Annotated in this window: 24 protein-coding genes and 1 pseudogene; 9 read left to right on the forward strand and 16 right to left on the reverse strand. The window is 71.1% G+C overall.

Features of this window, described 5'->3' with window-relative positions; genetic code table 11:
* Positions 1 to 72: 72 nt before the first annotated feature.
* The gene (locus tag AB0D99_RS23805) at positions 73 to 2,247 is read right to left on the reverse strand and encodes a transglycosylase domain-containing protein (RefSeq protein WP_362365926.1); all 2,175 of its coding nucleotides are present in this window, start codon (positions 2,245 to 2,247) and stop codon (positions 73 to 75) included.
* 273 nt (positions 2,248 to 2,520) lie between these two features.
* Here AB0D99_RS23805 and AB0D99_RS23810 point away from each other — a divergent pair, with 273 nt between their 5' ends.
* From AB0D99_RS23810 to AB0D99_RS23820, 3 genes are read left to right on the forward strand one after another with little or no spacing between them, the layout of a single operon-like run.
* Entirely contained in the window at positions 2,521 to 3,045 is a 525-nt protein-coding gene (locus AB0D99_RS23810) for a PadR family transcriptional regulator (protein WP_362365637.1), read from the forward strand.
* Entirely contained in the window at positions 3,042 to 3,725 is a 684-nt protein-coding gene (locus tag AB0D99_RS23815) for an ABC transporter ATP-binding protein (RefSeq protein WP_362365640.1), read from the forward strand. Before AB0D99_RS23810 ends, AB0D99_RS23815 begins: the two co-directional genes overlap by 4 nt.
* Positions 3,722 to 6,070, forward strand: coding sequence for an FtsX-like permease family protein (locus tag AB0D99_RS23820; RefSeq protein ID WP_362365643.1), 2,349 nt, complete (start codon positions 3,722 to 3,724; stop codon positions 6,068 to 6,070). The genes AB0D99_RS23815 and AB0D99_RS23820 overlap by 4 nt, the downstream gene beginning before the upstream one ends.
* A 48-nt stretch (positions 6,071 to 6,118) precedes the next feature.
* On the opposite strand, the gene AB0D99_RS23825 is transcribed toward AB0D99_RS23820, so the two are convergent.
* Positions 6,119 to 7,072, reverse strand: coding sequence for a hydrogen peroxide-inducible genes activator (locus tag AB0D99_RS23825; protein ID WP_362365646.1), 954 nt, complete (start codon positions 7,070 to 7,072; stop codon positions 6,119 to 6,121).
* A 131-nt stretch (positions 7,073 to 7,203) separates the two neighbouring features.
* Between AB0D99_RS23825 and AB0D99_RS23830 the strand changes: the two genes are divergently transcribed.
* Both AB0D99_RS23830 and AB0D99_RS23835 read left to right on the forward strand, forming a co-directional pair.
* Positions 7,204 to 7,758, forward strand: coding sequence for a peroxiredoxin (locus tag AB0D99_RS23830; protein ID WP_362365649.1), 555 nt, complete (start codon positions 7,204 to 7,206; stop codon positions 7,756 to 7,758).
* Between the two features lie 6 nt (positions 7,759 to 7,764).
* A complete protein-coding gene (locus AB0D99_RS23835; RefSeq protein WP_329116564.1) occupies positions 7,765 to 8,298 on the forward strand; it encodes an alkyl hydroperoxide reductase in 534 nt (177 codons plus the stop codon).
* A gap of 61 nt (positions 8,299 to 8,359) precedes the next feature.
* Here AB0D99_RS23835 and AB0D99_RS23840 read toward each other — a convergent pair whose 3' ends face one another.
* From AB0D99_RS23840 to AB0D99_RS23860, 5 genes are all read right to left on the reverse strand, one after another.
* Complete coding sequence (locus tag AB0D99_RS23840) at positions 8,360 to 9,067, reverse strand: hypothetical protein (protein ID WP_362365652.1); 708 nt, start codon at positions 9,065 to 9,067, stop codon at positions 8,360 to 8,362.
* Positions 9,064 to 10,599 (reverse strand): AI-2E family transporter, encoded by a 1,536-nt coding sequence (locus tag AB0D99_RS23845; protein ID WP_362365655.1) that lies wholly within the window; start codon positions 10,597 to 10,599, stop codon positions 9,064 to 9,066. The genes AB0D99_RS23840 and AB0D99_RS23845 overlap by 4 nt, the downstream gene beginning before the upstream one ends.
* Before the next feature lie 115 nt (positions 10,600 to 10,714).
* Positions 10,715 to 11,422 (reverse strand): transglycosylase SLT domain-containing protein, encoded by a 708-nt coding sequence (locus AB0D99_RS23850; protein ID WP_362365658.1) that lies wholly within the window; start codon positions 11,420 to 11,422, stop codon positions 10,715 to 10,717.
* A gap of 358 nt (positions 11,423 to 11,780) precedes the next feature.
* Complete coding sequence (locus tag AB0D99_RS23855; protein ID WP_362365661.1) at positions 11,781 to 13,103, reverse strand: PhoH family protein; 1,323 nt, start codon at positions 13,101 to 13,103, stop codon at positions 11,781 to 11,783.
* A gap of 296 nt (positions 13,104 to 13,399) precedes the next feature.
* Positions 13,400 to 14,161, reverse strand: a complete 762-nt coding sequence (locus AB0D99_RS23860) for an isoprenyl transferase (RefSeq protein ID WP_362365664.1) — start codon at positions 14,159 to 14,161, stop codon at positions 13,400 to 13,402.
* A gap of 110 nt (positions 14,162 to 14,271) precedes the next feature.
* Here AB0D99_RS23860 and mgrA point away from each other — a divergent pair, with 110 nt between their 5' ends.
* Entirely contained in the window at positions 14,272 to 15,309 is a 1,038-nt protein-coding gene (mgrA, locus tag AB0D99_RS23865; protein ID WP_362365667.1) for an L-glyceraldehyde 3-phosphate reductase, read from the forward strand.
* Positions 15,310 to 15,678: 369 nt separating this feature from the next.
* Here mgrA and AB0D99_RS23870 read toward each other — a convergent pair whose 3' ends face one another.
* A complete protein-coding gene (locus tag AB0D99_RS23870) occupies positions 15,679 to 16,032 on the reverse strand; it encodes a helix-turn-helix domain-containing protein (RefSeq protein WP_362365670.1) in 354 nt (117 codons plus the stop codon).
* Between the two features lie 77 nt (positions 16,033 to 16,109).
* On the opposite strand from AB0D99_RS23870, the gene AB0D99_RS23875 reads away from it, so the two are divergent.
* Positions 16,110 to 17,258, forward strand: a complete 1,149-nt coding sequence (locus AB0D99_RS23875; RefSeq protein WP_362365673.1) for a winged helix DNA-binding domain-containing protein — start codon at positions 16,110 to 16,112, stop codon at positions 17,256 to 17,258.
* Positions 17,259 to 17,472: 214 nt separating this feature from the next.
* Here AB0D99_RS23875 and AB0D99_RS23880 read toward each other — a convergent pair whose 3' ends face one another.
* A complete protein-coding gene (locus tag AB0D99_RS23880) occupies positions 17,473 to 19,017 on the reverse strand; it encodes a DUF2079 domain-containing protein (RefSeq protein ID WP_362365676.1) in 1,545 nt (514 codons plus the stop codon).
* Between the two features lie 11 nt (positions 19,018 to 19,028).
* Positions 19,029 to 19,994, reverse strand: a complete 966-nt coding sequence (locus AB0D99_RS23885; protein ID WP_362365679.1) for an A24 family peptidase — start codon at positions 19,992 to 19,994, stop codon at positions 19,029 to 19,031.
* A 40-nt stretch (positions 19,995 to 20,034) separates the two neighbouring features.
* Between AB0D99_RS23885 and AB0D99_RS23890 the strand changes: the two genes are divergently transcribed.
* Positions 20,035 to 20,403, forward strand: coding sequence for a DUF192 domain-containing protein (locus AB0D99_RS23890; protein WP_362365682.1), 369 nt, complete (start codon positions 20,035 to 20,037; stop codon positions 20,401 to 20,403).
* On the opposite strand, the gene AB0D99_RS23895 is transcribed toward AB0D99_RS23890, so the two are convergent.
* Together AB0D99_RS23895 and AB0D99_RS23900 are read right to left on the reverse strand one after the other, a co-directional pair.
* Entirely contained in the window at positions 20,375 to 21,481 is a 1,107-nt protein-coding gene (locus AB0D99_RS23895; protein ID WP_362365685.1) for a hypothetical protein, read from the reverse strand. The genes AB0D99_RS23890 and AB0D99_RS23895 overlap by 29 nt on opposite strands.
* A gap of 205 nt (positions 21,482 to 21,686) precedes the next feature.
* Positions 21,687 to 22,052, reverse strand: a complete 366-nt coding sequence (locus AB0D99_RS23900) for a hypothetical protein (protein WP_362365688.1) — start codon at positions 22,050 to 22,052, stop codon at positions 21,687 to 21,689.
* Positions 22,053 to 22,165: 113 nt separating this feature from the next.
* On the opposite strand from AB0D99_RS23900, the gene AB0D99_RS23905 reads away from it, so the two are divergent.
* Positions 22,166 to 23,101, forward strand: coding sequence for a hypothetical protein (locus AB0D99_RS23905; protein WP_362365691.1), 936 nt, complete (start codon positions 22,166 to 22,168; stop codon positions 23,099 to 23,101).
* 109 nt (positions 23,102 to 23,210) lie between these two features.
* On the opposite strand, the gene AB0D99_RS23910 is transcribed toward AB0D99_RS23905, so the two are convergent.
* From AB0D99_RS23910 to AB0D99_RS23925, 4 genes and pseudogenes are all read right to left on the reverse strand, one after another.
* Complete coding sequence (locus tag AB0D99_RS23910) at positions 23,211 to 23,810, reverse strand: OmpA family protein (protein ID WP_362365694.1); 600 nt, start codon at positions 23,808 to 23,810, stop codon at positions 23,211 to 23,213.
* Between the two features lie 7 nt (positions 23,811 to 23,817).
* Positions 23,818 to 24,393 carry a hypothetical protein gene (locus AB0D99_RS23915; RefSeq protein ID WP_362365697.1) on the reverse strand — a complete coding sequence of 192 codons (576 nt, stop codon included), beginning with the start codon at positions 24,391 to 24,393 and terminating at the stop codon, positions 23,818 to 23,820.
* A gap of 17 nt (positions 24,394 to 24,410) precedes the next feature.
* A pseudogene (locus tag AB0D99_RS23920) lies at positions 24,411 to 25,031 on the reverse strand (pilus assembly protein TadG-related protein); the annotation flags it as partial.
* A gap of 32 nt (positions 25,032 to 25,063) precedes the next feature.
* Entirely contained in the window at positions 25,064 to 25,279 is a 216-nt protein-coding gene (locus AB0D99_RS23925) for a Flp family type IVb pilin (protein WP_362365699.1), read from the reverse strand.
* Positions 25,280 to 25,323: the final 44 nt, after the last annotated feature.

Raw genomic sequence — 25,323 nt, forward strand, 5'->3', positions numbered from 1 at the left:
GCCCGGGGGGCGCGCCAGGTTTCTATATCGGGGTATGGCCGGACCCGGGTCCCGGGTCCGGCCTTCGCCGTGTCACCGCTCGGAGCGCTCGTCGCCGCCGAAGTCCGGCGGTTCGACCGTCGGACCGGTCGGCTCCGTCGTCCCCGTCGGCGGGGGCGGCACCGTGACCGTGTCGGTGGGCAGCGGCGGCGTGGTCGCCGTCGAGGTCGGCGGCGGTGTGGGGTCCGGGGAGCCGGTGGTGGGCGGCGGCGTCGACGTCGGGGCCTCGGTGGACTGGGTCGGCGTCGGGTTCGGCTCCTGGACCGCGGAGTCGTCGGTCTCCAGGTCGAAGCGGGCGTCCGAGCCGCCGCCGAGGGCGGCGGTGGTGTAGTCGCCCCAGATCTGGGCCGGGGTCCTGCCGCCGTTGGCGCGGCCCTTGTTCATCGTGTCGGTGAGGGTGACCTGGTTGCCCTTGGGGTCCTCGCCGAAGAGGCCGACCGCGGTGACCAGTTCGGGGGTGTAGCCGACGAACCAGGCGGAGCGGTTGTTCTCGGAGGTGCCCGTCTTGCCCGCCGCGGCGTAGTCGCCGGCCGCGCGGGTGCCGGAGCCGCTGGTGACGACGCCGGTCATGGCCTTCGTGACGGTGTCGGCGGTCTCGCGGCTGACGACCTGGTCGCCGATCGCCTTCACCGGCTCCATCGTGCGGTCCTTGTGCTTCGCGGACTTCACGATGGTCGGGGTGACCTTCACCCCGTGGTTGTCGAGCGTCGCGTAGGCGCCGGCCATGTCCCAGGTGGAGGCGCCCATGGTGCCGAGCGACATCGCGGGGCTCTCGCCGAAGTCCGGCCCGTCCTTCAGGCCGAGGTCGATGGCGGTCCTCTTCACGTGCCCCGGGCCGACGTCGACGATCATCTGGGCGTACACCGAGTTGATCGAGCTGTTGGTGGCCTTCTGGACCGTGACGGGGCCGTAGTTCCTGTCGTCCTCGTTCTCCGGGGCGAAGGGGATGTCGCTGCCCACGACCGGCGTCTGGCTGTCGCCGTTGTAGACGGTGCCGAGGCCGATCCGCCGGTCGTCCTGGGTGGTGGCGTCGTTCTCGAGCGCGGAGGCGAGCACGAGCGGCTTGAAGGTGGAGGCGGGCTGGTAGTCGCGGCGGGTGGCGTTCGACGTCCAGTGCTCGGTGGCGCCGATACCGCCGTACAGGGCGACGACATTGCCGGTCTTCGGGTCGACGGAGGTGGCACCGGCCTGGACGGTGGCGTCCTTCTTGTCGCCCTTGCGGTCGAGCTTCTCCTCCAGCTGGCGGTCGACCGCCGCGACGAGGGCCTTCTGCTTCTTCTCGTCGATGTTGAGCGTGATGGTCCAGCCGCCGGCCTTGATGTCCTCGGCCTTGATGCCCTGCCGGATCAGCTCCTGGTTCGCGGCCTCGACGAGGTAGCCGCGCTGGCCCTCCATGCCGGGGGCGGCCTTCTCCTTCTGCGGGACGGGGAACCTGAGCGTGGCGCGCTCCGTCGCGTCGAGCCAGCCCTCCTCGACCATGTTGTCGAGGGTGTAGTTCCAGCGGTCCTCGACGAGCTTGCGGCCGGTCGGGCTGGCGGCGGTCCAGTCGTACTGGTTGGGGGCCTGGAGCAGCGAGGCGAGGTAGGCGCCCTGGGCGACGGTGAGCTTGGAGGCGTCGACGCCGTAGTACGACTGCGCGGCGGCCTGGATGCCGTAGGCGCTGCGGCCGTAGAAGCTCGTGTTCATGTACCCGGCGAGGATGTCGGGCTTCCCCATCTGCTGGTCGACCTTGAGCGCGATGACCATTTCCTTGAGCTTGCGCGTCGCGGTCTGGTCCTGGCTGAGGTAGAAGTTCTTGACGTACTGCTGGGTGATGGTCGAGCCACCCTGCTTGCCCTTGCCGGTGATCGTGGACCAGGCGGCGCGGGTGGTGCCCTTGATGTCGACGCCGTTGTCCTTGTAGAAGGACTTGTTCTCCGCCGCGACGAAGGCGTTCTGGACCGGTACCGGGATCTTCTCCAGGCCCACGATCTCGCGGTTGATCTCGCCGGTGCGGGCGAGGATCTTGCCGTCGGCGTACTTGTAGACGTTGCTCTGCATGGTCGCCTGGGCGTTGGCGATCGGCACCGGGACCATCAGATAGACCACGTAGAAGGCGCCCATCACGAGCAGGGCGCCGACGAAGAACGTGCCCAGGATCTTCTTCCAGGTGAAGAGACGGCGTATCCGCCCGCCCTTCTTCCCCTGGCTCTTGTCCGCTCGGCCCATGTGCTTCGTCGCTCCGCTCGTCGTGGTCACGGGTCCGGTGCCCGCGTCGGATCAGCTCAGCAAGCTAACACCGCTGATGCTGACAAAGCGCACTCGATCCGGTCTTTTCCGGACGTGAGAATCAGCACCGTCCCCCGCTGGAACCGACGCGTCTGGGGCCGGGATGGTTGTGCGACTCCGGTCACATTCACCCGTTTTCGCTGGTCACATCACCCGATTTCCCCGATCGGGAAGCTATACATCGTGCGTATACACAGGGTGTAGAGTGATGCCATGTCAATCGGACACACCCTTCTCGGGCTCCTGGAGTCCGGTCCGCGCCACGGCTACGACCTGAAGCGGGCCTTCGACGAGAGATTCGGTCACGACCGCCCGCTGCACTACGGGCAGGTCTACTCGACGATGTCCCGACTGCTGAAGAACGGACTGGTCGAGGTCGACGGCATCGAGGCCGGCGGCGGCCCCGAGCGGAAGCGGTACGCCATCACCGAGGCCGGCGTCACCGATGTCGAGCAGTGGCTGCGGCGCCCGGAGAAGCCGGAGCCGTACCTCCAGTCCACGCTCTACACCAAGGTCGTCCTCGCGCTCCTCACCGGACGCGGGGCCGCCGAGCTGCTCGACGTCCAGCGCGCGGAGCATCTGCGGCTGATGCGGGAGCTGACCCGGCGGAAGAAGGACGGCGACCTCGCCGACCAGCTGATCTGCGACCACGCCCTGTTCCACCTCGAAGCCGATCTGCGGTGGCTGGAGCTGACCGCCGCCCGGATCGACCGGCTCGCCGAGGAGATCCGCCGATGACCGCCGGCCCCCTGCTCCGCGCGAGCGGCCTGGACAAGACCTACGGACCGACGCCGGCCCTCTCGGGCGCCGAGTTCGCCATCCGGGCCGGCGAGGTCGTCGCCGTGATGGGCCCGTCGGGCTCCGGGAAGTCCACGCTGCTGCACTGCCTCGCCGGGATCGTCAGGCCCGACGCCGGCACCATCACCTACGACGGGCGCGAGCTGACCGCGATGCCGGACGGCGAGCGCAGCGCCCTGCGCCGTTCCGACTTCGGCTTCGTCTTCCAGTTCGGACAGCTGGTGCCCGAGCTGACCTGCGTCGAGAACGTCGCCCTGCCGCTGCGTCTGAACGGCGAGCGGCGCAAGAGCGCCGAACTGCGGGCACGGGAGTGGCTCTCGCGTCTGGAGGTCGACGACATCGCCGCCAAGCGGCCCGGGGAGATATCCGGCGGCCAGGGCCAGCGGGTCGCGGTCGCCAGGGCGCTCGTCAGCGCCCCGCGGGTGCTCTTCGCCGACGAACCGACCGGCGCGCTCGACTCCCTCAACGGCGAGCGCGTGATGGAGCTGCTCACGGACGCGGCCCGGGACACCGGCGCCGCCGTCGTCCTCGTCACCCACGAGGCCCGCGTCGCCGCCTACTCCGACCGCGAGGTCGTCGTCCGCGACGGCGCCGTCCGGGACACGGAGTGGGCGGCATGAGGCTCCGTACCTGGGGCCGCGACCTGACGCTCGGCGCGCGGTTCGCGGTCACCGGAGGCCGCCAAGGCTGGATCCGTACGGCCCTGACCGCCGTCGGCATCGGGTTCGGCGTCGCCCTGCTGCTCGCCGCCGCCTCCCTGCCCGACATGCTCTTCCAGCGGGAGGTGCGGGAGGCGTCCCGTTCCGTCGACGGCAGCGAGCAGGAGACGGGACCCCGCGACGACACCTTTCTCCACCTCGGGCAGACCACGATGTACCGGGACCGATCCGTCACCGGGCTCCTGCTGCGCCCCGAGGGCGCGAGGACCCCGCTCCCGCCCGGCGCGGCGAAACTGCCCGCGAACGGCGAGATGCTGGTCTCCCCCGCGCTCCGCGAGCTGCTCGACTCCCCCGACGGCGCCCTCCTCAAGGAGCGGATCCCCTACAAGGCCGTCGGGACGATCGGCGACGCCGGGCTCATCGGCCCGACCGAGCTGCGCTATGTCGCCCAGGTCGACTTCCTCACGACCGACAACTACGACGGGCGAGGATCGCGCTACGGCTGGTCGGTGCCCGGGGAACCGTTCAACGCGTTCCTGGTCCTCCTCGTCCTCGTCGCCTCCGTCGTCCTGCTGCTCCCGGTGCTCGTCTTCATCGCGACCGCCGTACGGTTCGGCGGCGAGCAGCGCGACCGGCGGCTCGCCGCCCTCCGCCTCGTCGGCGCGGACACCGCGACGACCCGGCGGATCGCGGCCGGCGAGTCCCTGGCCGGCGCGCTCCTCGGCCTCGCCCTCGGTGCCGGACTCTTCGCCGTGGCGCGGCAGTTCGTCGGCGCGGTCACCATCTGGGACGTCAACGCCTTCCCGTCCGACGTCGTGCCGATGCCCGCCCTCGCCGCGCTCGTCCTCGTCGTGGTGCCGGTCGCCTCGGTCGTCGTCACCCTCTTCGCCCTGCGCGGGGTGGCGATCGAGCCGCTCGGTGTCGTCCGTTCCGCGGCGCCGCGCCGCCGCCGGCTGTGGTGGCGGGTGCTGCTCCTGGCGGCCGGCGCGGCTCTGCTCGTCCCGCTCTTCGGGACGGTCGAGATGAACCAGACCGCCGTCGACACCCTGGGGATCGCCGCGGGCGTCACCCTCGCCCTGACCGGACTCACCACCCTGCTGCCGTGGCTCGTCGAGGCCGGTGTGAAGCGGCTGCGCGGGGGTCCGGTCTCCTGGCAACTGGCCGTCCGCAGACTCCAGCTGAGCAGCGGAACGGCGGCCCGCGCCGTCAGCGGCATCGTCGTCGCCGCGGCCGGCGCGATCGCGCTCCAGATGCTCTTCCAGGCGATGGAGAACGACTTCACGCAGGCCACCGGCGAGGACAGCACGCGGGCGCAGCTCGTCGCCGAGACGGAGGCGACGACGGGCGGCGAGGCCCGGGAGATGATCACCCGCTTCACCAGGACCACGGGTGTCGGCGGAGTCTCCGGCACGATCACGTCGCACGCGTGGCGACCGGGCCCCCTGAAGCCGGGCGAGGACTTCGCCCCGACCACCTCGGTCAAGGTCGGCGACTGCGCCTCCCTCCGCGAGTTCGCGACGCTGCCGTCCTGCGCGGATGGCGACGTGTTCATCGCCCTCGCGCACGGCGCCCAGGGAGGGGCGCCCGACAGCTGGGTCATGGAGACCGCGAAGCCGGGCAGGACGGTCGCCCTGCGGGACCCGGAGGAGCACAAGGGCCCGCTCCCGCAGTGGCGGATCCCCACCACCACCCGGATCGTGGACTCCCGTCCCGACCCGACGGGCATGTACGAGTTCGGGATCCTCGCCACCCCGTCGGCGATCGACGCGGCCCGGCTCGACGATCCGGCCGCGCTCGCCATGGTCCGGCTCGACCCGGCCGTGCCGGACGCGGCCGAGTACGTACGGAACACGGCGGCGGCCCTCGACCCGACCTCGTGGGTCCGCACCCTGAAGAACACCGAGCGGAGCGCCCAGTTCTCCAGCGTCCGCACCGGGATCCTCGTCGGCTCCACCCTCACGATGCTGCTGGTCGCGGCCTCTCTCCTGGTGACGACGCTCGAACAGCTCAGGGACCGCAGACGGCTGCTGTCCTCGCTGGTCGCCTTCGGCACCCGGCGCACCACGCTGAGCTGGTCGGTGCTGTGGCAGACGGCGGTGCCGATCGTGCTCGGTCTCGCCCTCGCGGTGGCGGGCGGGCTCGGGCTCGGTGTCGTGCTGCTGAAGATGACGGGGCAACGGGTCCGGGACTGGTGGGTCTTCCTGCCCGTCACCGGGATCGGCATCGCGCTGATCGCCGCCGTGACGCTGCTGAGCATGCCGGTGCTGTGGCGGCTGATGCGGGCGGACGGGCTGAGGACGGAGTAGCCCGGCGGGCGGGTGGACGAGGCGCCGGTTCCTGATCCCCGGGGGAGTTCAGGAACCGGCGCCCACCACCCGTACCGGCAGGCGGGTCATCGCGCCCCGCAGCGCCGAGGCCAGCTCCTCGAACTCGGCCTGCCGGGCGGTGCCCGTCCGCATGGCGAGGGCGACCTGCCGGGAAGGGGCCGGCTCGGCGAAGGAGCCGGTGAACAGGGCCGCGTTGCGGGCGGTCTCGACCTTGACGGCCGTGCGCGGCAGCAGCGTCACGCCGAGGCCGCCCGCCACCAGTTGGACCAGGGTGGAGAGCCCCGCCGCGGTCGTGGTGACCGGCGCTCCCTCGGTGCGGCCGGCCTCGCGGCAGATGTCGAGGGCCTGGTCGCGCAGACAGTGCCCCTCGTCCAGGAGCAGCAGCTTGAGCTCCTTCAGCGCCTCGCGCGGTATGTCGTCACGGCCCGCCAGCGGATGGCCTCCCGGGGCGACGAGCACGAAGTCCTCGTCGAAGAGCGGGAGTTCGCTCACTCCGGGCACCCCGAGCGGCACGGCGAGCAGCAGCAGGTCGAGACGCCCGGCCGCGAGACCCTCCAGGAGCGAAGAGGTCTGCTCCTCGTGGACCTGGAGGTCGAGCTCCGGGTAGCGCCGGTGGACCAGGCCGAGGACGGTGGGCAGCAGATACGGGGCGACGGTCGGGATCACGCCGAGTCGCAACACCCCCGTGAACGGGGCCTGGGCCGCCTCCGCCTCCTCCATCAGCTCCGCCACCGCGTCCAGGACCGCCTTCGCCCGGGCCGCGAGCCGCTCGCCCGCGGGCGAGAGCAGCACCTTGCGCGTCGTACGCTCGAGGAGCTGGACACCGAGTGCCTCTTCGAGAGCCGAAACCGCGCCCGAGAGCGCCGGCTGACTCATCCCGATCGCCGCGGCGGCATCACGGAAGTGCAGATGCTCCGCGACCGCCGCGAAGGCTCTGAGCTGGGACAGGCTGGGCTGTTTCACCCGTCGTACAGAGATCACTGATAACCACCTTCGATCAACCCGAGGCAGTCTAGCTATTTCACTGATCAATGCACTCCGTGCCAGGATGAGCACACGTCCAACCCCCCGGAAGTCCCCAAAAGGGACTTCCTCCTGTGCAAGGAGAGCGCGTGCTCACTGTCGGTGACCAGTTCCCCACCTACGACCTGACCGCCTGCGTGTCGCTGGAGAGCGGCAAGGAGTTCGAGCAGATCAACCACAAGTCCTACGAGGGCAAGTGGCGTGTGGTGTTCTTCTGGCCCAAGGACTTCACCTTCGTCTGCCCGACCGAGATCGCCGCCTTCGGCAAGCTGAACGACGAGTTCGCGGACCGCGACGCCCAGATCCTCGGCGTCTCCGGCGACTCCGAGTTCGTGCACCACGCCTGGCGCAAGGACCACGCCGACCTGCGTGACCTGCCCTTCCCGATGCTCGCCGACTCGAAGCACGAGCTCATGCGCGACTGCGGCGTCGAGGGCGAGGACGGCTTCGCCCAGCGCGCCGTCTTCATCGTGGACCCGAACAACGAGATCCAGTTCACCATGGTGACGGCCGGCTCCGTGGGCCGTAACCCCAAGGAGGTCCTGCGGGTCCTGGACGCGCTGCAGACCGACGAGCTGTGCCCCTGCAACTGGAACAAGGGCGAGGGCACCCTCGACGCCGCCGCGCTCCTGTCGGGCGAGTGATCTGACATGGCTCTCGACGAACTGAAGTCCGCCATACCGGACTTCGCCAAGGACCTGAAGCTGAACCTCGGTTCGGTCATCGGCAACAGCGAGCTCCCGCAGCAGCAGCTCTGGGGCACCGTCCTGGCCTGTGCGATCGCCTCGCGCTCGCCGAAGGTCCTCGCCGAGCTGGAGCCGGAGGCCAAGGCCAATCTGAAGCCCGAGGCGTACACGGCGGCCAAGTCCGCCGCCGCGATCATGGCGATGAACAACGTCTTCTACCGGACCCGGCACCTGCTGTCGGACCCGGAGTACGGGACGCTGCGTGCCGGTCTGCGGATGAACGTCATCGGCAACCCGGGCGTCGAGAAGGTCGACTTCGAGCTGTGGTCGCTGGCCGTCTCCGCGATCAACGGCTGCGGCCAGTGCCTGGACTCGCACGAGCAGGTCCTGCGCAAGGCCGGTGTCGACCGCGAGACGATCCAGGAGGCCGTCAAGATCGCCTCGGTGATCCAGGCGGTCGGCGTGACGCTGGACGCGGAAGCGCTCATCGCCGAGTGAGGCGTGTGACGTGACGAGAAGGGCCCCGGGGCACGCACCCCGGGGCCCTTCTCCGTCCCCGTCACTTCTTGAGCGCGGCCATCAACGCCCGGGCGTCCTCGACGAGGAAGTCCCCGATCCCCGACAGATCGGTGGACCGCGGCTTCTCGGCGGCCTCGCCGGTCTCGGGGTCCACCTCGTAGGCCCCCATCGCCATGATCTCGATCTTCACCTCGGCCTGACCGTCCAGGACCTGGATCCACGCGCCGGAGGAGGAGCCCGTGGGGGGCCTGTCCACCCACACGAGGGCCTTCTCGCCCAGGCCGTCGACCCGGTCGATGTCGTCCTCGTAGCCGGAGTCCTTCAACCGGGGGTCGAACTCCGGTCCCGGGTCGGTCTCCTTGTGCAGCGAGTAGGTGACCGCCACGTCGAAGCCGCTCTCCGGGTCGCCCAGTGTCGCGTTGCAGCGGGCGACGTCCAGCGCGGGATGCTCCGTGGTCAGACCGTTGGCGTCGGCGGACTTCTTGCCGAGGGCCGTGGACAGCCCCTTCAGCTCCGCCTGTTCGCAGAGGTTCCCGGTGGTCCGGTATCCGCCCAGGTCGGGTCCCCCGTCCTGGGTCCGCTCGTACGCGTAGAGTCCGCCGGCCCACACCGCCGACGCCACCACCGCGCCGCCGAGCGCCCATGCCCAGGGGCGGCGCGGACGCGGCGGGCGAGGTGCCGGCTCGTTCCGTACGGTCTCCGCCACGGGGAACTGCGTCCCGCCGTCCAGCTCCGGCTCGGAGATCACGCGTCACCCCGCTCGGACGAAGCGGGGGCGGGGGTCGGCGCCACCTCGATCGCCGTCGCTCCGTGCGGGCCGGGTGTGCTGAGCATGGCCTGTTCCTGACTGTACGCGCGGAGGTAGCCGACCACGGTGTTGGTGACCGCGACCAGCGGCACCGCCACCACCGCGCCGCCGATGCCCGCGGTCAGGCCGCCGGCCGCGACCGCGAGGACGACGGCGAGCGGGTGGACCCGGACCGCGCGGCCGAGGATGAAGGGCTGGAGCACATGGCCCTCGATCTGCTGCACGGCGAGGACCACGACGAGGACCATCAGGGCGGTGAACACCCCGTTGGTGACGAGGGCGACCACGACCGCGAGGGCGCCGGAGATGACGGCGCCGACCAGCGGGATGAAGGCGAAGAGGAAGATGAAGACGGCCAGCGGGACGGCCATCGGGACGTCGAGGAAGTAGAGCCCGAGGCCGATGAAGACGGCGTCGATCAGGGCGACGAGCACGGTGCCCCGCACATAGGCGGTCAGCGTCCGCCAGGCCCGGGGCCCCGCGCCGGCGACGCCGGGGCGGGCCTGCGCGGGCACCAGCTTCAGGGTCCACTGCCAGACCTTCTTGCCGTCGTACAGCAGGAAGAGCGTGGAGAACATCGCGAGCAGGATGCCGGTGAGCGCCTCGACGACGACCGTGACGCCCTGGAGTCCGGCGGAGGTGATCTGCTCGGTGTTGGCTCCGACGGTGTCGCTGAGGTTCTTGGCGATGTCGTTGATCTGCTTCTCGGTGACGTGGAACGGACTGTCGAGGAGCCACTGCTTGAGCTCTTCGATGCCGTCCCTGACCCGGTCGGACAGGTTGTCGATGTTGTCCATGACCTGCCAGACCACGAACCAGCCGACCAGGCCCATGATCACGAACCCGGAGACGGCGGTGACGGCCGTGGCGAGGCCGCGCGGCAGCCCGGCGTGACGCAGCCACCTCACCGTGGGCTGGAGCAGCGCGGTGACGAGCAGCGCGGCGACGAAGGCGAGGACGACCAGCTGGACGGAGCTGATCACCTTCATCAGGACCCAGACCGTGCCGGCGAGGACGAGCAGCCGCCAGCCGGCCTCCGCGGCGACCCTGATGCCCCACGGGATCGCGGCGACCGGGTCGGGCCGGGCGGCGACGGCGGGGGCGTAGGCGGGAGGGGCGGGCACGGAGACCGCCGTGCTGCCGGTCCACGGCGCACGCCGTCCGGGCCACCGCGCGGACTCGAACGCGTCCTTGGGGTGCGGGCCCGCGCCGGACGCCTCGTCGGCGGGTTCGGCGGGCCGCGGGTCGGGGGTGGTGGTCGCCACCGCGCCCGCGTCCTGCTCGGGGAGAGTCACGGATCCGGGCGTCCCGGCCGGGTCGGCGCCGGGCGAGGTCATCGCCTCGCCGCTCGGTATGTCGGATTCGCCCGTTCCATCGGGCTGTTCGGCGCGCGCACGGCGCTCGTCCAGCCGGTCGCCGATGCGACTGAGGCCCTCGCCCAGCCGGTTCAGCAACCCTGGCAGTCTCGACATGATCTTCCCTCTTCCCCCGCTCACTCCCCCCGGGAGCCCGTGGACCTGAAACCTACACGCATGGAGCCCCTCACCGTAGGACGGTGAGGGGCTCCACAAGGTTGAGCTCGCCGGTCTAGTACCAGCGGTTGGCCTGCCAGAAGTTCCACGCGCCACAGGGGCTGTCGTAGCGGTTGTTCATGTAGCTCAGGCCCCACTTGATCTGGGTGGCCGGGTTCGTCTGCCAGTCGGCGCCGGCCGACGACATCTTCGAACCCGGGAGGGCCTGGACGAGACCGTAGGCGCCCGAGGACGGGTTGGTCGCGCGGTAGTTCCAGCCGGACTCGTGGTCCACGATGTTGCTGAAGCACTGGAACTGCGAGGCCGGAATCATCTGCCGGGCGATCGCCTTGACCTCGGCGATGGAGTAGGAGCCCTGGGCGGCGAAGCTCGAAGCGTCCCGGACCGAGGAGCGCTCGGCACGCGCTTCGGCCTCCTTGCGCTCCTCCTCCGCCTTGTCGGCGGCCTTCTTCTTCGCCTCGGCGTCCTTTGCGGCCTGGATGCGGGCCGCTTCCTCCGCGGACTTCTTCAGGGCCGAGTCGGCCGCAGCGGCCTGGACGTCGGCCTGCTCCGAGAGCGAGGAGACCTGTACCTGGGCCTGCTCGCCCGCGGGGATGTCCGCGAGCAGCGTGGTGTCGGCCGCGGTGGCCTCGAAGTTGTCGTCCGAGGGCTGGGTGCTGCCCGAGGCAACACCCACGACGGCGCCGACGGTGGTGACCGCAGTGGCCGAAGCCACCGCGAATCCCCGGACCGAGATCCGGCTCACACGGTTTCCTTCCAGCATCGCCCGCGCAGGTGACCAAGCGGGCGAAATCGTGCCCCTGGCGCTGGTCTCCGACGTACTGGGTCACAGAAGACACGGGCCCGTGGTGCTGTGGGCGGCATACGGCGAACGAGTGTTGAGTTGTGTGGTGCAGCACCCTTGAGGGTGCACGTGTGCCGTATGCGGGGCCTGACGGAAGCAAGACTCTGCCGGACGGCGACGCCGCAAGGCAATTCCGAGTTGCGTGTGAAAGCTCACACCTCGTAAGTCACAGGGGTTTTGGTCGATTCGGCGGACAGCACGGCGCCGCCCGGCTAAGCTCCTGCGCTTTGCCGGGCGGCGCCAAGTCCCGTACGGGTACGGGACGGTGCGAAACGGGTCAGATCTGACCGTCCTCCAGCATCTCGGTCACGAGCGCCGCGATCTGTGAACGCTCGGAACGGGTCAGGGTCACGTGGGCGAAGAGCGGATGACCCTTCAGCTTCTCGACCACGGCGACCACTCCGTCGTACCGGCCGACCCGGAGGTTGTCCCGCTGCGCCACGTCATGGGTCAACACCACGCGGGAGTTGGCCCCAATACGGGACAGAACGGTCAGCAGGACGTTCCGCTCCAGGGACTGGGCCTCGTCGACGATGACGAAGGCGTCGTGGAGGGAGCGGCCCCGGATGTGGGTGAGCGGAAGGACCTCCAGCATCCCGCGCCCCAGCACCTCCTCGATGACCTCACGGCTCGCCACCGCCGAGAGCGTGTCGAAGACCGCCTGCGCCCAGGGGCTCATCTTCTCGGCCTCGCTGCCCGGCAGATAGCCGAGCTCCTGGCCGCCGACCGCGTACAGCGGACGGAACACCATCACCTTCTGGTGCTGCCGGCGCTCCAGGACCGCCTCCAGGCCCGCGCAGAGCGCCAGCGCGGACTTGCCCGTGCCGGCCCGGCCGCCCATCGAGATGATGCCGACGTCCGGGTCGAGGAGCAGATCGAGCGCGATCCGCTGCTCGGCGCTGCGGCCGCGGATGCCGAACGCCTCCCGGTCGCCCCGCACCAGCCGGATGTTGCCCTCCGCCGTGATCCGGCCGAGCGCCTTGCCCCGCTCGGACTGCAGGACCAGACCCGTGTGCACCGGCAGCTCGGCGGCCTCCGGGACGTACAGCGTGTCCTGGTCGTAGAGGATGTCGACCTGGTCGGCGGAGAGGGCCAGTTCGGACATTCCGGTCCAACCGGAATCCGTGATGGCGAGTTCCGCGCGGTACTCCTCCGCCAGGAGACCGACCGAGGACGCCTTGATGCGCAGGGGCAGGTCCTTGGAGACGACCGTGACGTCGTACCCCTCGGCCTGGAGGTTCCGCGCGACCGCGAGGATCCGTGAGTCGTTGTCCCCCAACCGGTAGCCGGCCGGGAGCACGCCGGGGTCGGAATGGTTCAGCTCGACACGCAGGGTGCCACCCAGGTCCCCGATGGGGAGCGGGGAGTCCAGACGCCCGTACCTGACCCGGAAGTCGTCCAGGAGGCGCAGGGCCGCCCGGGCGAAGTAGCCGAGTTCGGGGTGGTGCCGCTTGGCCTCCAACTCGGTGACCACGACGATCGGGAGCACGACCTCGTGCTCGTCGAAGCGGGACACGGCGTTGGGGTCGGCCAGCAGGACGCTGGTGTCGAGAACATAGGTGCGCCTGTCGGACAAGCGGCGCTTAGTGCTGGTCACCACGGAAGGACAGACCCCCTTTGACGACCCTCGTGAGGTCGGGGCGCGACGGAAGCGATGTCGCTGCGGGATGGGACCGGGCTCTGGCCACGATGCGCGGGCCGAGCTCCGGCCCTCCGCTTCGTCCGTACATGTCCTGCACGGTCGTCCTGGTGCAACGGGCCTCCCGGGTGGCGGTCTCCGTGCCGCTCACTCTGGAAGGGGTATTCCCTCGAACACCCTCAGCCATGCCATGGCATATGACGACGTGTTCATGAACGTCAGGTGACCCCGCCCCCGCGGCGGTACGCCGGCCTCCGTCAGGTGCCGTAGCGGCGGTGCCGGGCCGCGTAGTCGCGCAGCGCGCGCAGGAAGTCCACCTTGCGGAAGGCGGGCCAGTGGACTTCGCAGAAGTAGTACTCCGAATGGGCGCTCTGCCACAGCATGAAACCGGACAGACGCTGCTCGCCACTCGTACGGATCACCAGGTCCGGGTCGGGCTGACCGCGCGTGTAGAGGTGCTCGGAGATGTGCTCGACGTCGACGATCTCCGCGAGCTCCTCGAAGCTCGTCCCCTTGTCCGCGTGCTCCAGGAGCAGCGAGCGGACCGCGTCCGCGATCTCCTGGCGGCCGCCGTAGCCCACGGCGACGTTGACGAGTATCCCCGTGTTGCCGTGGGTGGACTGCTCGGCATCCTTCAGCACGGACTGGGTCCGGGCGGGCAGCAGGTCGAGCGTGCCCACGTGGTGCACCCGCCAGCGGCCGTCGGAGGCCAGGGCGCGCACCGCGTCCTCGATGATCGCGAGCAGCGGGACGAGCTGCGCCTCGGGCCGGTTCAGGTTGTCCGTGGAGAGCATCCAGAGCGTGACGACCTCGACGTCGGTCTCGGCACACCAGCCGAGCAGCTCCTGGATCTTGTCGGCGCCGGCCTTGTGACCCTGCTCGGGGGTACCTCCGGAGGCCTTGGCCCAGCGCCGGTTGCCGTCGAGGATCACGCCGATGTGCTTGGGCACCTGGGCATGGTCGAGACGGCCTTCCACCCGGCGTGCGTAGAGCCCGTACACCAGGTCGCGCAGGTTCACTGTTCTTAACCCCTCCATGCCGCGGCGGTCCCCGAAGCCGCCACATTACTGCGCACGGGTCAAAGGCTCCCAGCCCGGGACTGTCACAAGTCCGTGATAAGCAGAGATACGTGACTGATTCCCCCCTGTACCGCGCCTCCGCGGACCGCTACGAGCACATGGAGTACCGCCGCACCGGCCGCAGCGGGCTCAAGCTGCCCGCCGTCTCCCTCGGCCTCTGGCACAACTTCGGCGACGACCGCGCGCTCGACTCCCAGCGCGCGATCCTGCGCCGCGCCTTCGATCTCGGTGTGACCCACTTCGACCTGGCGAACAACTACGGACCGCCGCCCGGCTCGGCCGAGCTGAACTTCGGCAAGATCTTCGCCCAGGACTTCGCGCCCTACCGGGACGAGCTGATCGTCTCGACGAAGGCCGGCTATCTGATGCACCCCGGCCCGTACGGCGAGTGGGGCTCCCGCAAGTACCTGATGTCCTCGCTCGACGCCTCGCTGAAGCGGATGGGCCTCGACTACGTCGACATCTTCTACTCGCACCGCTTCGACCCGCACACCCCGCTGGAGGAGACGATGGGGGCGCTCGCCTCCGCGGTCCAGCAGGGCAAGGCGCTGTACGTCGGTGTCTCCTCCTACAACAGCGAGCAGACCGCCGAGGCCGCGCGGATCCTCAAGGAGATGGGTGTCCCGGCGCTCATCCACCAGCCGTCGTACTCGATGATCAACCGCTGGACCGAGGAGGACGCCCTCCTCGACACGCTGGAGGCGGCCGGCATGGGCTGCATCTCCTTCGTGCCGCTGGCGCAGGGGCTGCTCACCAACAAGTACCTGAAGGGCATCCCGGAGGGTTCGCGGGCCACCCAGGGCAAGTCCCTCGACCCGAACCTGCTCTCCGACGACGTGCTGCGGCGACTGCGCGGCCTGGCCGACATCGCCGAGCGCCGCGGGCAGTCGCTGGCGCAGCTGGCGCTGTCGTGGGTGCTGCGCGACGAGCGGATGACGTCCGCGCTGATCGGGGCGTCCAGCGTGGGGCAGCTGGAGGAGAACGTGGCAGCGCTGGCCGGGCCGCCGCTGACGGAGGAGGAGCTGAAGGAGATCGACTCCTTCGCCGTGGACACCGAGGGCACCAACATCTGGGCCGGCCGGAACTGACCGCGTCCGGGTCCTGAGGGCCGAGGGGGCCGGGGTTCCGGGTCCGGGTCCGGGTCCTGAGGGCCGAGAGGGCCGGGGTTCCGGGTCCGGGTTCCGGGAACGAAAACGGGCCGGTCCGTGGGGGGGATACGGACCGGCCCGAGGGGGGGTTTCCACCATAACCCTTCATCGCCGGTGCTGCGTGCCAAGCGACACCAATGGTCTGTCCCGGATTTGCCGGAGCCCATGCGGCACAAGGGGTGTGAGGCCCGCTGGCGGGTTTGCGCCCCGGCGTGGCGGCGGGTTCCGTACCTCCCAAGAGGGACCCCCGGGGAGTGTCATCCGGTTGACGGCGCGGCCCGGAGGGGCAGGTCGGACAGCGGGTGGGGATCAGGCAGCCTGCTCGGCCTTGCGGGCGAGGATCTCGGCCATGAAGCGGTCGCCCCACTCCCCCAGTGGCAGCAGCGCCTCGTTCAGCGCCTCCCCCAGTTCCGTGAGGGAGTACTCCACCCGGGGCGGGACCTCCCGGTAGATCTCCCGGTGGACGATGCCGTCCGCCTCCAGCTCGCGCAGCTGCTGGATCAGCACCTTCTCGCTCACACCGCCGATCGCCCGCCTGAGCTCCCCGAAGCGCGTCGCGCCGTGCGCGTGCAGCGCCCAGAGGATCAGTGGCTTCCATTTGCCGCCGACGACGTCGACGGCCGCGTCGAGCCCGCAGTCGTACGTGGTCTTCCCCTTGGCCATCGCCAACTCCTCGATTCGTCCCGACTGTTCGGTCAAGGCGGACGGACTCCGACCTATTCCGGACCTACGGTCGGAGCATGACCACTACCCCACCACAGGTCGGCTGGGAGCAGGCCGACGCCCGACGTATCCAGCGGCAGTTCCTGGCCGAGCCGACCGACGGCCCTCCGGCGGCCGTGGCCGCCGCCATGCTCGGCGCGCATGCCCAGGTCCTGTCGGCCGCGGAGCTGTCCCTGGCGCTGCGTACGACGGAGGCGACGCGACGAGAGGTCCGCACGGCGCTGCGGGAGGACCGCACGCTGGTCAAGACGTACGGCCCGCGCGGGACCGTGCACCTGCTGCCCGCCGCCGATCTGCCGCTGTGGACGGGGGCTCTTTCCGCGGTGCCGTGGACGCGGGCGATGCCCGAGGGAATCCGGATGACCGAGGCGCAGACCGAGGAGGTCGTCGCGGCGATCGGGGACGCGCTGACGGACGCCGAGCTGACCGTGGACGAGCTGACGGACGCGATCGTGGCCCGCACGGGGCCCTGGGCGGGCGACCGGGTGATGGAGGCGTTCCAGGACAAGTGGCCCCGCTGGCGCCAGGTGACCCACCTGGCCGGCTGGCGCGGGGTCCTCGCCTTCGGGGCGGACCGGGGCCGGAAGGTCACGTACACGAACCCGGGGGCACGCCCCATGGAGGGCGCGAAGGCGTTGCGCGCGCTGGTGGAGCGCTATCTGTACGCGTACGGCCCCGCGACCCCGAAGCACTTCGCGCGCTGGCTGGCGGCCCCGGCCGGGTGGGCGGGCGAGCTGTTCGCCGCGATGGCCGGGGAGGGACGGATCGAGGAGGTCCGCTTCGAGGACGAGGCGGCGTGGGTGGTCGCGGGGGACGCGCGGTTCCCGGACGCTCCCGCGCGCGGGGTCCGCCTGCTGCCGTACTTCGACGCGTTCACGATCGCCTCGCAGCCGAGGCGGCGGCTCTTTCCCGGGAAGGCGTACGAGCGGGCGCTGGCGGGCGGGCAGGCCGGGAACTATCCGGTGCTGCTGGTGGACGGGGTCGTCGCGGGGGTGTGGCACCAGCGGCGGTCGGGGAGACGGATCGCGGTGACGGTGGAGCCGCTGCGGCGCCTGAGCGCGGCGCGCCTGCGCGAGCTGGAGGCGCGGGCCGCCCGGGTCGGGGAGGTTTTGGAGGGCACGGCGGAACTGACGGTGGGCCCGGTGGAGGTGGGACCGCACGCCTGAGGCCGGAGGGGGCGGGCGGGCGGCGTCGCTGGGGGGCGGGGCGGGTGAGGTCGGACGGGGTCGGGGCGGGTGGGACGTGTCCCTCCCGCCCGGGGAACCGTCCGAGGCGGGCCGTGGGGGGGGGAGCCGTCCTCGCCCGGACCGTGCGGGGGAGCCGTCCGAGGCGGGCCGTCCGAGCCCGAGCCGTGCGGGGGAGCCGTCCGAGCCCGGGCCGTCACATCGACCGACGGCGCAGCAGCGTCACCCCGTCCCCCTCCGCCACCAGCTCGTACCCGTACACCTGACGCGCCAGCCTCAGCTCCGACTCCTGCACGTCGAGCCGGTACGGCCAGTGGCCCTGCCGGAAGAGCCAGCCCTCCGGTGCCTCCCGGTCGTGGACGATCCACTCCGCGGTGGGCTGCGGGATGAAGCTCAGCGGCGACCTCGGCGCCTTCTCGTCCACCGGGTACGTCGGGAAGACCACGACCGAGCAGCGCGACGTGAGTTGGGGCACCAGCCGGTTGGAGGCGGCGACGGTCGCCCCGTCGGGGATCCGCTCCAGCAGCGCGCGGGCGCTCCCCACGTGCGGGTCGGCGCGCCAGGTCGACACCGCCGCCACCTGCGCGAGCGGGAAGGACGGCACGAGGACCGCCGTCACCGCCAGCACGGTGAGGAGCGAGGCCCGCAGCTGACGGACCCGGAGCGGGTACGGCTCCCGGCCCCACACGGACAGCGCGTCGACCAGGGCGGCGAAGACGACCGGCATCAGGACAGCGCTGTAGTGGTACGCCGTGCCCCAGTGGGAGCTGTTCTCGGAGAGCAACCGCCAGGCGAGCGTCGGGACGGCGATCAGCGCCAGGGGTGAGCGCAGCGCGAGCAGCGCGGACGGGGCGAAGACCAGGACCAGGGTCACCGCCTTGACCTCGGGCTGCAGCGCGTCGATCGGGAGCATGGCGAGGGTGGTGAGCAGGGAGCCGTCGGTGTCGGGGAGATTGCCGCCGTAGTAGTACTCCCCGGCGGGGTTCACGGCGGGCAGCAGCACCTTGATCGCGAGGACCGAGCCGAGGATCCCGCCCAGCGCGGTCACGACACCGAGCCGGCGGGAGCCCTTGACGGCGATGTACACGCCGATGGCGGCCACGGTCAGCCCCAGGTCCTCCTTGACGAGCAGCAGCGGTGCGGCCCAGGCGACCGCGACGCCCCAGCGCCGCCGGCCGAGCGCTTCGAGGGAGAACGCGAGCAGGGGTACGGCGAAGGCGATCTCGTGGAAGTCGAAGGCGGCGGCGGAGGCGATGCCCCAGCTGAGCCCGTAGCCGGCGGCGACCGCGTGGGCCGCCCAGGTGCCGAGCACCCGCCGCGCCCAGCGCGCGAGCGGCACGACGGCGAGGGCGAGCAGGGCGGACTGGGCGACGAGCAGGCACGAGGCGGAGGGCCAGATCCGGTAGAGCGGCGCGAGGACGGCGAGGAGGGGGTGGAAGTGGTCGCCGAGCAGGTTGAAGTCCTCGCCGCGCAACGGCACGACTGGGGCGCGGAGTTCGGAGTAGGCCCGCACGGCCTGTTCGAAGATGCCGAGGTCGTAGCCGGTCGTACGCAGGAGGAAGTGGCGGCGCAGGGCGACGGTCGCGTAGAGGAGGCACAGGCCGGCGGCCCAGGCCCAGGGCAGCAGGGAGGGCTTGAGCGGCGAGGGGGCGGCGGGGGCCCGGGAGACCGGTGGGGCCTTGGCGGTCGGTTCGGACGAATCACCTGGCAGGTCCGGCAGATCGCCGGTCTTTGTCCACATATATGCGGATGCTAGGGCGTGGCCGCGAAGGCTCCCATGAGCACGCCGAACAGCGCGCCGCCGATCATGAACGGTCCGAACGGGATCGCCGACTTGCGGCTCCCGCGCCGCGCGAGGACGAGGCCGAGTCCGTACAGCGATCCGAACAGGAACCCCGAGAAGGCTCCGACGAAGAGGATCCCCCAGCCGTACCAGCCGAGGACGGCGCCGAGCGAGAGCGCGAGCTTGACGTCGCCGAGACCCATGCCGTTCGGGTGGATCAGGAACAGCACCAGGTACCCGCCGCCCAGGGCGAGTCCGCCGCCCAGGGCGTGGAGCCAGGACCCGGCCTCGTACGGCAGGAGACCGGCGCCGAGGAGGAGCAGCGGCGTGACGGCGGCGAGCGGGAGCGTGAGCTGGTCGGGCAGCCGGTGGACGCGGACGTCGACGGTCGAGAGGAGGACGGCGAAGGGCGCGTAGAGGAGCCAGACGGCCAGCTCGGGGCGGGGCCCGGTGGCGGCGGCGAGGGCGGCGCAGGCGAGGGGGGTGAGGAGACAGGGGGTGAGGAGGGACGGGCTGAGGCGGGCGGCCGAAGGGCGGGGGGCCGAAGGCCGGGGGCCCGGGCCTGGACCTGGGCCGGGGCCTGGACCTGAGTCGGGGCCAGGACCTGGGCCGGGGCCTGGACCTGAGTCGGGGCCTGGACCTGGGTCGGGGCCGGGGCCTGGCCTTGGGCCGGAAACGGGGCCTGGGGCGGGGAGCACCGTGTGGTCCGCGCTCGCCTCGGGGATCGTGCGCGCGTCGGCCGTCCGGTCCGCGCAGGCGGCGCAGTCCGGGCCGCCGAGCCAGCCGCGCGCGGGGCCGACCAGGGCGTGCCCCGCCTGGCAGCTGTCCCGCCACCGCTCCTCCGGCTCGACCGACAGCCGGTACGCAGCGCGCGGCACGAGCAGCCCGGCCGCCGCGCCCCACAGGGCGGCGACGGCGATCAGCAGGACGTCCACGCGCGGCACCCTACCCAGCCGGGCCGCTACCGTCTCCCCCATGGGGAGACCGGGGAAGTGGCGTGACGGAACGGGACGTCTGCTCGTGGGGGGCGACTCGCTGCCGCTGGAGATCGCGGCCTCCTACCGGGCGCGGCGTCGGGGCCTGCTCGGCAGGGAGGGGATCGCGGGCGCTCTCCTCATCACCCCGACCAACAGCGTGCACACCTTCGGCATGCGCTTCGCGATCGACGTCGCCTATCTGGACCGTTCGTTCACCGTCCTGGACGTGGTGACGATGAGGCCGGGACGGCTCGGCATGGTCCGCCTGAGAGGACGGCACGTGCTGGAGGCGGAGGGCGGCGCGATGGCGGGCTGGGGCGTGCGGCCGGGCGTACGGGTCACGGTGGACCCGAGCCGAGGAGCGTGAAGGCGCCGTACGCACCGGAGGCGAGCGCGAGCCCCGTCAGGACGAGGATCCGGTGGCGTACACGGAGCCGCACGAGCGCCACCGCGGCCGGCAGCAGCAGACCGAACGCCGGCATCATCAGCCGCGGGCGGGAGCCGAAGTACGCGGCGCCGATGAGGGATATGACCACGACGGCGATCGTGTACACGAGCAGCGGCAGGGGCTGCTTCTGCCGTACGCACAGGACCACCAGCCAGGCGAGCAGACCGAGCGCCGCGCAGAGCCCCAGGGCGGCGAGCGGCGGAAGGCCCCAGATGAAGCGGGCGAGCGCCACGCCGCCGTCGATGGAGTTGCCCCAGGCGGCCTGGACGTCGAAGTAGGCGGTGGGGCTGCCCTCCCGCACTCCGACGTAGACGATGTACGCGAGCCAGCCCAGCGGTGCGAGCAGCACGCCGGCCACCGTGGCGAGGGGCAGCCTGCGTTCGCGGACGACGGTGACGATCGCGGTGATCCCGAGGGCGGCGACGAGCGCGGCGGCGGTCGGCCGGGTGAGCCCGGCGAGGGCGCAGAGCGCACCGGCCAGGATCCAGCGACCGCGCAGCACGGCGAGGATCGACCAGGCGGCGAGGGCGGTGAAGAGCGTCTCCGTGTACGCCATCGACTGCACGAACGCGGTCGGGTACACGCCCCAGAGGACGGCGAGGACGACACCGGTCTCCCGGCCCGCCACATGACTGCCGACGGCGTAGATCCCCCAGGCGGCGGCGAGCGAGGCGGTCCAGGAGACGAGCAGCCCGGCGGTGGCGGCGTCCACGGGGAGGACGGTGGACAGGGCCCGTTCGAGGGCCGGGAAGAGCGGGAAGAAGGCGAGGTCGGAGTGGACGCTCCCGTTGGGGAGGGTGACCTGGTGGCCGTACCCGTTCTCCGCGATGCGGACGTACCAGACGGCGTCCCAGCGCCCGGACAGCCGGTGCATCCCGTCCTTGCCGGCCACGAGGGCGGCGACGGCGAGGACCGCGAGGCCGATGACGCGGGTCGCGGCGTAGCCGCCGAGGGCGGCGGCGAGTGATTCCGGGGGACGGGGTCGGTCTGGGCACATGCGCTCGATTATGTCCGGAGCATGAGCGGGGAGACGTCGGGGGCCGGAGGGAGCCGCGAGGGCGGAGGGAGGCCCGGGGCGGAGGGGCAGGTTCGGAGGGGAGAGGGGGAGGCGCGGGGCGGAGGGGCAGGCCCGGAGGGCGGAGGTGAGGCCGGGGGAACCGCGGTGCCGGCCGGGACGGGCCGCGAGGCTCGCCCCTCCCGGATCACCCTCCGGGCCGGATCCGCTCGAAACGGGCGGCCATGACGGGCCCGAGCTGGAGCGTGATGGCGTGGCCGGGCTCGTCGGGGTAGGGCAGGTCGTTGAGGAACGAGGTGACGATGACCTCGTCGATGCCGAGGACCCCGCGTCCGCACTGCTCCTCCAGGAAGTCGAGGGTGCGGCGCCAGTCGGCCGTGTCGGGGCTCTCGCCGAGGAACGAGCGCACGGTGTCCTGGACGACGTCCCAGAAGAAGACGTGGGGCAGTACGCCGCCCTGGTTGAAGACATGGGTGTCGAAGGCGGCCCGGAACTCCGGGATGTGGTTCACGAGGTCGCTGACCAGTTGCACGCTCGGCTGTGTCGTCGTCATCAGCAGTCCGCTCCGGAGGAGTCCTGGCGCCCGTTTCGACCAGGATGAGGCATGAGGGCGACAGTTATCCACAGGGGGTGCGAACTGTCGGTTGTCCGTCGATCGTTGGAGCCATGCACGACTTGGCGAGACTGGCCCGCGGCGGGGTGCTTCTGACCGCGTGGGCGCACGCGGCGGGCCCGCCGGGGGGCGGCCGGCTGGGGAGGCGTCTGCGTCACGAGGGGTGGCAGCGGATCTGTCGGGGCGCGTGGGCGGTCCCGGGGAAGGAGGTGGACTGGAAGGTCAGGGCGAGGGCGGTCCAACTGCTGCGTCCGGAGCTGGTGTGCAGCCACGGCACGGCGGCGGCGCTGCACCGGGTGGAGGTCCTGGACGCGACGCGGGAGATCGGGGAGGTGCTGGAGTTCACGGCGAGCCGGGCGGGTGGCGGTGGATCCGCGCGGCCGGAGCTGCGGGTCCACAGGACGGGCGGACTCGCCGAGGGGGACGTGTGCGTCCGGGCGGGCCTGCGGGTGACGAGCGCGGCGCGGACGGTCGGCGACCTGATACGGAGCTGCGGGACGCGCGAGGGGGCGGTGGTCACGGCGGACTCGGCGCTGTCGCGCCGTACGGTCCGGGGGGCACGTCGCGAGCCGGTCGTCCGCCTCGACTCCCTGGCGGCCGAACTGACCGCCCGCCGCCCGGGGGCTCCCCGAGCCCGCCGCTGGCTCCTCCTGGCGAACGCGGCATCGGGCTCCCCGGCGGAGACGATCGCCCGCCTCCACATGCATGACGCGGGCCTCCACCCGGAATGCCAGCCCCTTCTCCGCTCCCGTTCGGGCCGCGGCCTCCGCCCGGACTTCCTCTTCCGCGAGGCGGGCCTGGCGATCGAGATCGAGGGCTATGCCTTCCACGGCACGCGGCAGGCCCACGCCCGCGACATCCAGCGCTTCAACGAACTCACCGACTGCCCGGCGATCCACAGGGTCCTCCGCTTCACGGCGACGGACGTCTTCCACCACCCGGCCGACGTGATCACAACGATCCGGACGGCACTGGGACACCTGGCATGAGGGGTCCGCGCGCGAAGGCCGGAGGGCGGCTCCGCACCACGCGCCGGGGCGCGCGCGCCGGGTGCCGCGGTGCGCGGGCCGGCACCCGTGGCCCTCCCCGCGGGTGGGCTCAGCCGCCCGTCGTTCGCGGGAAGGAGATCTCCACGCGACGGTTCTTGGTGCGGCCCTCCTCCGTACTGTTGTCGGCGATCGGGTAGTCCTCGCTGTACCCGCGGATGTCGAAGGTCTTCCCTGGGTCGAGGTTCTTCGCCAGCTCCTGCTGCACGGCGTCCGCGCGCTGTTTGGAGAGCTTGAGGCCGTGCTCGTACGTGCCGAGGTTGTCGGTGAAGCCGAAGACGCGGACCTTGCTGGAGTTCTGCTTGTTGATCTCCACGGCGATGGCGGCGATACGGGCGGTCGCGGCGGGGCTGAGCTTGGCGCTGTCCTTGCCGAAGAGGACCTCGGCCTGGAGGGCGAAGGTGACGTCGACGTTGGTGTCCTCACGCCGCTGCTCGCCGCCTTCCTCCTCGACGACCTGCTTGATGTCGAGGATCTTGGCGGGGGCGAGGGTGGCACCGTCGGGCAGCATGAGCTCGGGCGAGTTCGCGTCGATCGCGGGCGGCGGGGAGCCGCTGGAGGTCGAGTTGGGGGGATCGTCGGCGAGGGCGGGGGTGGCGGTGGAGAGAAGGAGGACTGCGGTGAGGACGGCGATGCGGCTCGATGTCGTCATGGCTGCCTCAGGAGAGTTTGATAGTGCCGGGGTTGAATGTGGGGAGCTGGAGGGTGACCTCGGTAGCGTTGGGAGGAGCGGGGAACTGCATGAAGACTGCGGCTGAAGCCCCGGCCGCCAGCACGCTGATGCCCGTGGTGGTCAGCGGCCGGCCATCCGTGTCGCGTAGAACGTAGTAGCGCTTCTTCGCGACGGAGTCCACAAGCGTGGCGCCCCCGAAAGAGCTGCCGTGCTTCATGACCTCGGTCTCGTCTCCACTCGTCTGGGAGGAGACGACAGCGGAAGACCCTGACGTGTTCTTGAGGGTCCCCTTGACTGTCAGAAAGCCGCCGGCATCGCGCTCCGCCGAGCCGACGGTGAGCTCAAGCCCCTTCTCTCCCTGGAGTACAGCCAGCGCTTCTGCCGGCTCCTCGGTTTGGGGCCCCTTGCTCACAGTGGTCTTGGGAGCTCCGGAACTCACAGAGGGCTTGGCATCGGGGGACTTGTCCTCACCACCGCAGCCGGCGACCGCCACAAGGAGACACGTCGCAACGACAACGGCAGCCGTCCTTCTGCGAAACCGCGTTGCGTACCGAACACTCATGAATGGGAGTTCCTTCGCTATCTGTCGGCCAGTCGAACGATGAAGAGATCAGCGGCGCTCGGGAGCCGTGGACGCTCAGGATCGATCTCCCAGGAGACACCGTCGCACATGAGGCCGGTAATCGGGTCGGGCTCCGTAGGAGTGGGTTCTGGCTCGGGCGTCGGTTGGGGTTCCGGCTCCGGATCGGCAGAGGGCTCGGGTGCCTCGAACGTGCACCTTGGTTGGATCACCGCAACGGCCGTCGCCCTTGCATGCTGCTTCTCGGTACCCGGGATGACTGACTCCCCGACAGTGTTCCGAGTGCGGACCTCGACCTCGAAGCCCTCCTGTCCGAGAGGCAGCCGGTCGCACCCAGCGCCCCAGATTTCCGCCTGATTCTTGGCGGCGAACGAGGCGGCACGCTGACAGGCGGCTCCCGTGTCGTAGCTCTCGCCCCTGATGTACTCACCCCACTTGGTGGGGTCGAGGATGACGTCGAGCCAACCGTTCCGCAGCTGGTCCCGAGCATCTTGAGCCGCTGCCAGGGCAGCCGCGTCGGCTGCCGTCTGGGCACCATTGCGGGTTGCGGCCGCTTGCCCCACTGCGAAATAGGCGAAGGCGAGCAGCAGCAAACCCGCCACAACCGTGAGGTAGATGGGGAAGGCTTGGCCCTTATCCCTTCGCCGGGGCCCTACTTGGACGTCAGATCGGCGATCTTCTGCGTAATGGCGTCCTTGATCGTCTTTCCGATGTCCGTACCCGTGATCGCGATCACGATCGCCACCACCACCACGATGATCCCCAGGTACTCCACCGCCGTCTGCCCGCGGTCCTGTGACCGCTCTCGTGACCATCCGCCGAGGCGTACCTTCACCTTCGTCACGGCCTTCAGCAGCACGTCGCTCATGGTGGTCCCCTCCGGATGTGTAGGCCCGCGCACCGTACGCGCCC

This window comes from Streptomyces sp. NPDC047971, assembly GCF_040653355.1.
GTDB lineage: Bacteria > Actinomycetota > Actinomycetes > Streptomycetales > Streptomycetaceae > Streptomyces.

Coding starts and splice junctions, on each gene's coding strand:
- AB0D99_RS23815 (WP_362365640.1), top strand. CDS start 3,042: ATGACCGCCGGCCCCCTGCTCCGCGCGAGCGGCCTGGACAAGACCTAC.
- AB0D99_RS23890 (WP_362365682.1), top strand. CDS start 20,035: ATGGGGAGACCGGGGAAGTGGCGTGACGGAACGGGACGTCTGCTCGTG.
- AB0D99_RS23895 (WP_362365685.1), bottom strand. CDS start 21,481: ATGTGCCCAGACCGACCCCGTCCCCCGGAATCACTCGCCGCCGCCCTC.
- AB0D99_RS23810 (WP_362365637.1), top strand. CDS start 2,521: ATGTCAATCGGACACACCCTTCTCGGGCTCCTGGAGTCCGGTCCGCGC.
- AB0D99_RS23805 (WP_362365926.1), bottom strand. CDS start 2,247: ATGGGCCGAGCGGACAAGAGCCAGGGGAAGAAGGGCGGGCGGATACGC.
- AB0D99_RS23915 (WP_362365697.1), bottom strand. CDS start 24,393: ATGAGTGTTCGGTACGCAACGCGGTTTCGCAGAAGGACGGCTGCCGTT.
- AB0D99_RS23850 (WP_362365658.1), bottom strand. CDS start 11,422: ATGCTGGAAGGAAACCGTGTGAGCCGGATCTCGGTCCGGGGATTCGCG.
- AB0D99_RS23925 (WP_362365699.1), bottom strand. CDS start 25,279: ATGAGCGACGTGCTGCTGAAGGCCGTGACGAAGGTGAAGGTACGCCTC.
- AB0D99_RS23820 (WP_362365643.1), top strand. CDS start 3,722: ATGAGGCTCCGTACCTGGGGCCGCGACCTGACGCTCGGCGCGCGGTTC.
- AB0D99_RS23835 (WP_329116564.1), top strand. CDS start 7,765: ATGGCTCTCGACGAACTGAAGTCCGCCATACCGGACTTCGCCAAGGAC.
- AB0D99_RS23870 (WP_362365670.1), bottom strand. CDS start 16,032: ATGGCCAAGGGGAAGACCACGTACGACTGCGGGCTCGACGCGGCCGTC.
- AB0D99_RS23875 (WP_362365673.1), top strand. CDS start 16,110: ATGACCACTACCCCACCACAGGTCGGCTGGGAGCAGGCCGACGCCCGA.
- AB0D99_RS23910 (WP_362365694.1), bottom strand. CDS start 23,810: ATGACGACATCGAGCCGCATCGCCGTCCTCACCGCAGTCCTCCTTCTC.
- AB0D99_RS23880 (WP_362365676.1), bottom strand. CDS start 19,017: ATGTGGACAAAGACCGGCGATCTGCCGGACCTGCCAGGTGATTCGTCC.
- AB0D99_RS23900 (WP_362365688.1), bottom strand. CDS start 22,052: ATGACGACGACACAGCCGAGCGTGCAACTGGTCAGCGACCTCGTGAAC.
- AB0D99_RS23845 (WP_362365655.1), bottom strand. CDS start 10,599: ATGTCGAGACTGCCAGGGTTGCTGAACCGGCTGGGCGAGGGCCTCAGT.
- AB0D99_RS23905 (WP_362365691.1), top strand. CDS start 22,166: ATGCACGACTTGGCGAGACTGGCCCGCGGCGGGGTGCTTCTGACCGCG.